Annotated in this window: 3 protein-coding genes and 1 pseudogene; 1 reads left to right on the top strand and 3 read right to left on the bottom strand. The window is 40.2% G+C overall.

The window, feature by feature from the left end:
• Positions 1 to 263: 263 nt before the first annotated feature.
• Together EKM99_RS15395 and EKM99_RS15390 are read right to left on the bottom strand one after the other, a co-directional pair.
• The gene (locus EKM99_RS15395; protein WP_125584189.1) at positions 264 to 677 is read right to left on the bottom strand and encodes a hypothetical protein; all 414 of its coding nucleotides are present in this window, start codon (positions 675 to 677) and stop codon (positions 264 to 266) included.
• Entirely contained in the window at positions 674 to 1,558 is an 885-nt protein-coding gene (locus EKM99_RS15390; RefSeq protein WP_014216286.1) for a ParA family protein, read from the bottom strand. Before EKM99_RS15390 ends, EKM99_RS15395 begins: the two co-directional genes overlap by 4 nt.
• Positions 1,559 to 2,169: 611 nt before the next feature.
• On the opposite strand from EKM99_RS15390, the gene EKM99_RS15385 reads away from it, so the two are divergent.
• Positions 2,170 to 3,699 (top strand): primase C-terminal domain-containing protein, encoded by a 1,530-nt coding sequence (locus EKM99_RS15385; protein WP_125584188.1) that lies wholly within the window; start codon positions 2,170 to 2,172, stop codon positions 3,697 to 3,699.
• A gap of 80 nt (positions 3,700 to 3,779) precedes the next feature.
• Here EKM99_RS15385 and EKM99_RS15380 read toward each other — a convergent pair.
• Positions 3,780 to 4,286 (bottom strand): annotated as a pseudogene (locus tag EKM99_RS15380) (IS5 family transposase); the annotation flags it as partial.
• Positions 4,287 to 4,429: the final 143 nt, after the last annotated feature.

The raw sequence follows: 4,429 nt of genomic DNA, 5'->3' as shown, positions 1-4,429 counted from the left end.
CTCAAAAAAAATTGCCTAATCTCAAAGGATTAGACAATTTTATAAATGGAATTACCAACAACAGTTGACATAGAACCTTTTTAACGACTGACTTTTGAAAATTCATACTTGTATGTAAATATGAATTTATGAAAGTATACAAATATGAATGTTACAACACGGGATAGAGAGTCTATGACGCTCGTAATCAAGAAGCATAGTGAAGATAGTAACTAGTGGTATCAAATCTAGTTATACAATTATAAATTCATACTTGTATAAACTTATAATTTTTTTCGAGTTCTTTTCTTCTTTTCATCTTTCTCACGTAGTTGGGCTACCTTCATATCAAACATCTGTCGTTCGACCTGACTCATTTTATCAATTTGTGGCTGCATTTGATCTCCAAGTAACTCATAGGTGTAACTAAATGCTGATTGATCAAGTAGTGCCATAAACTGATAATATTGTTCAGCCGGCAAAACTAAAGATTTTCGTTCACTCTTATTACCGAATCCTTGAGTGGACCTAGAGCTATTATTGGTTTCTATAGTTGGTTCAGGTCGATATAGGGTTTTTGGCTGCGGATCAGGTTTGTATGACTTATCGAGTAATCCTGATCCTTTTTTTAATGTATCTTTTTCAGAATTATCTTTTGTGAAAAAACCGGGTTTTTTTTGGCTTGATTCAGTCATCATTTGTCACTCTCCATTAAGTTCACGCGTTCAATGAATTCATTCGTCAGATTATCTAAGAATGAAGTAAAAATATCTTTGTCCCAGTAACTATCATTTCGTAGACCGTTTCGTGGTGCGGATTGTAGACGGCGCTTGTAAGGAACAATTGTCTTAAACATATTTTCTTTTCCAAAGAAGTTCACGGCATCTTGCATTACAGTTTCGTCAATACTTCCGGATCGCTGCATTTGATTCGGTAGAATACCGAGTACATCAGTTGGCACGCCGAACTCGTTTACCTTCTCTGGTAGCTCGTCTGGATTGAAAATGAAGTTGTGGGCCCCGTCCAGAGAATCTGATTGAGTTTGAAAGGCGACAAGGACGTAATCACTCGCTCCTACAGCGGAGTCAGTATAATCAGAAGAGGTTGGTGGTGTGTCAATGAAAATGAAGTCATAGGTTCCACGGCTTTTGAGAGGTTCAAGTAATTCTCTTAAAAAGAAGAGCTTTTTCGATTTAACTTCGTGGTAATTGGCGTCCCCTTCTTCGGCGACACCATACTGTTTGCTAAGATAATTTGTTAGATTCTTTAAATCATAATGGGCCGGAATAAGATCTAAATTTGGGAGTATGTTGACGACTAAATCAGTTAGATCATGGTCTCGGATTCCGGCCATCATTGTTTTGTCTAAGACAAAAACTGAATCTGGTTCGTTATGTTCTTTTGTTACTACGAATGATTTTGTAGTATTGGATTGTGGATCTTCATCTACGACTAGCACATGATAGCCGTGGAGAGACAGGCTGTAGGCTAAGTAACGAGTGATTGTGCTCTTACCGGCGCCACCTTTTTGATTTGCAACAGTAATTGTGAGGGGCCTTTTTAAATTTATTTTTTTCAATTTCTAAGCACCACGCTTTCATAAATGTATGAATTTATAACAAAATAAGTATAACTTGAATTGTTGTTTGTGTCAAGGTTCCTATTGCTATTGACAATAACTGCTTTACAAAGGCAATTAGTTCAATCATACATACATGAATTCATTTATTTATAAATTCATGTATGTATGAATTTATAAATATAAAAAAGAAACCTCTTTATTTTGAAGAGATAATGAGGTACACTTCTCTTATAAATAAGAAAAGCGCCAACCAACGGGAATTGGTCAGCACTCGAAAAAAATCTTTTTCAACTATGAAGATTATACCAGCAAAATGGTGAGATGTCGAGAATGGTGTGATTTCAAAACGGTAGGGGACAAGCTGCCGGGTAAAGACTAAGGGGACACGTGTGGTGAGCGACTTCTGCGCAAATTCACTGGATCTTTTTAATTAGATCCGAAGGCGGTAATTTTTAAAATTTAGAAGTTTATTCGGGAGTAGGCGGACTATTCCTAACCTAAGCAACTTGGCATAACGCTGAGTTGCTTTTTTGTCTGCGCTTTTTCGTTTTCTATGTATTTTCTATTAAGCTAATTTAGGTGTTTATTTTGAAGGGAGGTGACGGGCCATGTATGATTTGAAGTCAATTCAAGACGCACAAAGACTGGTATTACACGATTCATTACATACATATAAAGTTAAGAATAGTCGGTCTAATATTGCTGGACAAGCCAAGGAAACCTCTACAAAGAAAGGGGCCATTGCGCTCTTCAGCAGTAAGGATTCGATGCAAAAAGCACATGGTGTTGTGGTCACCTCTTTTGAGGCACTTGATGCCATCGCTGATCGTATGACTCACTGGACACCCAATACTTTCAACTGGCTTGGCTATACGCAAAATCGGGCGAGTGTTCGGGGCCACCGGGAAAATAACCTCGCGCAAATTAATAGCCTGGTCGTTGATATTGATTTTTCTGACGCGGCGGAACGTGATGCCCGGGAGCAGGAAGTGTTGAGTGCGGTCACGGTTGCCGATTTATTTATTCCCACGATGATTTTGCGAACGTCTAAAGGGTTCCATGTCTACTACGTTTTTGATCAACCCATGTTTTTGCGGAAGAAACGCGGCCAGTTTCCAGTCTTAAAAGCAGCCCAGAAAATGTCTAGTTTTGTGCGGCAATGGATTCAAAAACGGGTGGCTGGGGTTGATGTAGGCTGCAATAATTTTGGAATTTTCCGAATTCCGCGTCAGGATAATCTGATTTTTTTTGATGCTAATATGTTGATCCAGGTGAGCGCTCTGATGAAGTGGTCACAATATTATGCTGCCCAAGTTCCCGTCACAGATCAACCTGGAGGTAAGGTGATTTCATTGTCTTCTGATGAGGGTCGTCAGGTTGACCAGACCTGGTTTAAAGCGTTATTGAAAGTGACAACAGTTAAGTCGGGGCATGGTTTAGCCCGTCATAACACCGTTATGACACTAGCTTTAGCGATGTACCAATCTAAAGTTTCTCAGCAGCGTGCGAGAGACGTTCTTGACGTGTTTAATTCAAATTTACATGAGCCATTGGTCGATCGTGAAGTTGTACAGTGCGTCAGAGACGCTTATTCAGGTGACTATCGAGGGGCCGCACTGAGTTATGTTCAAGGACTATTGGATCAATGGGTGCCTAATTTTTCAGGTAAAGTCGTTGTTGGGATTGGCTGGCATAAATTTGCTAAGCCACGTGCCGAACGACAATACAGCCATGCTAATGAATGGCGTCAAGATGTGTTAGCATTGATTAATCGAGTAGGAAAGTCTACCACGGCCGTCGCTATATCAACGCGTCAGATTCAAGCAGAGTTAGGAATTTCTCCCGCCAGTTTGAATCGAGTTATGAAACAATTACAAGCAGCATATCAAGTGAAAAAAGTTCAACGTGGTAACCAACCGGCTTTGCTGACGACGGTAACCATGTTATTTAAGTCGGCTATGGCGAAGCGTCGGACTCAAAGTCAGGTGTGGACAAGGTACTTAACACCACTAGTTCCTACAGTAGCTGTTAGTGGTTATGAGGCCGTTATCGATACGTTAGCGAGATTACATGAACATGATTTGGCGGGAGGCTTAGAGCCGCCATGGGAGTTTGAAAGGAAGCGCAGGTGGGGGTAAAAAGTGCTGCTATCAATTGCCATAGGTATATATCTAGGATAGGGTGCTCCTCTTGTTGGGTGCCTACGCTTAGAAGCTGTCTAGTATCTTTTTAGAAGCAATGAGATAAACGCTAAAGCAATCATTTGCAGACTAGTATTTAGGTGACGTTCGCAGTTTTTCCAAAGCCGGCGACACTTATCCAGCCAGCTAAATGAGCGTTCAATAATCCAACGTTGAGGTAGTACCTCAAACTTATGAAGTTCATTACGCTTAGCCACCTGTACGGTGGCTTTCAAATTAGTGTGAACATCTGCTGCAAAATTAGAACCGGTGTAGCCCCCATCAACTAGGACGGTTGATACTTGGCTTAAGTGGCTACTATTGAGAGCTAACATAGCACTAGCGCCATCACGATCGGATACATTTACTGTCGTTACATGAATTGCCTGAGGTAGTCCATTTATATCAACGGCTAAATGTCGTTTAATACCAGATATCTTTTTACCAGCATCATACCCCTTATGTTCAGCAGTATCAGTATTTTTAATACTCTGTGCATCAATTATGACAGACGTTGTTTTGGCTGAGCGAGATTGTCTGTCACGATAGTCAAAGACAATCTTTTTAAACAATCTTCCAGGATTGAATCCGCGGTTGGTGTCGGTTTAATCGGTAGCGTCAAGAATCTTGTGTAAATGAAATGCCTTCGTACATATAATATGTATCTAACTTAAATAAATGATGCTTC

This window comes from Levilactobacillus cerevisiae, from assembly GCF_003946245.1.
GTDB classification, from domain to species: Bacteria; Bacillota; Bacilli; order Lactobacillales; family Lactobacillaceae; genus Levilactobacillus; species Levilactobacillus cerevisiae.
The sequence above is the reverse complement of the archived record's forward strand: the minus strand, read 5'-3'. Positions and strand labels throughout refer to the sequence as shown.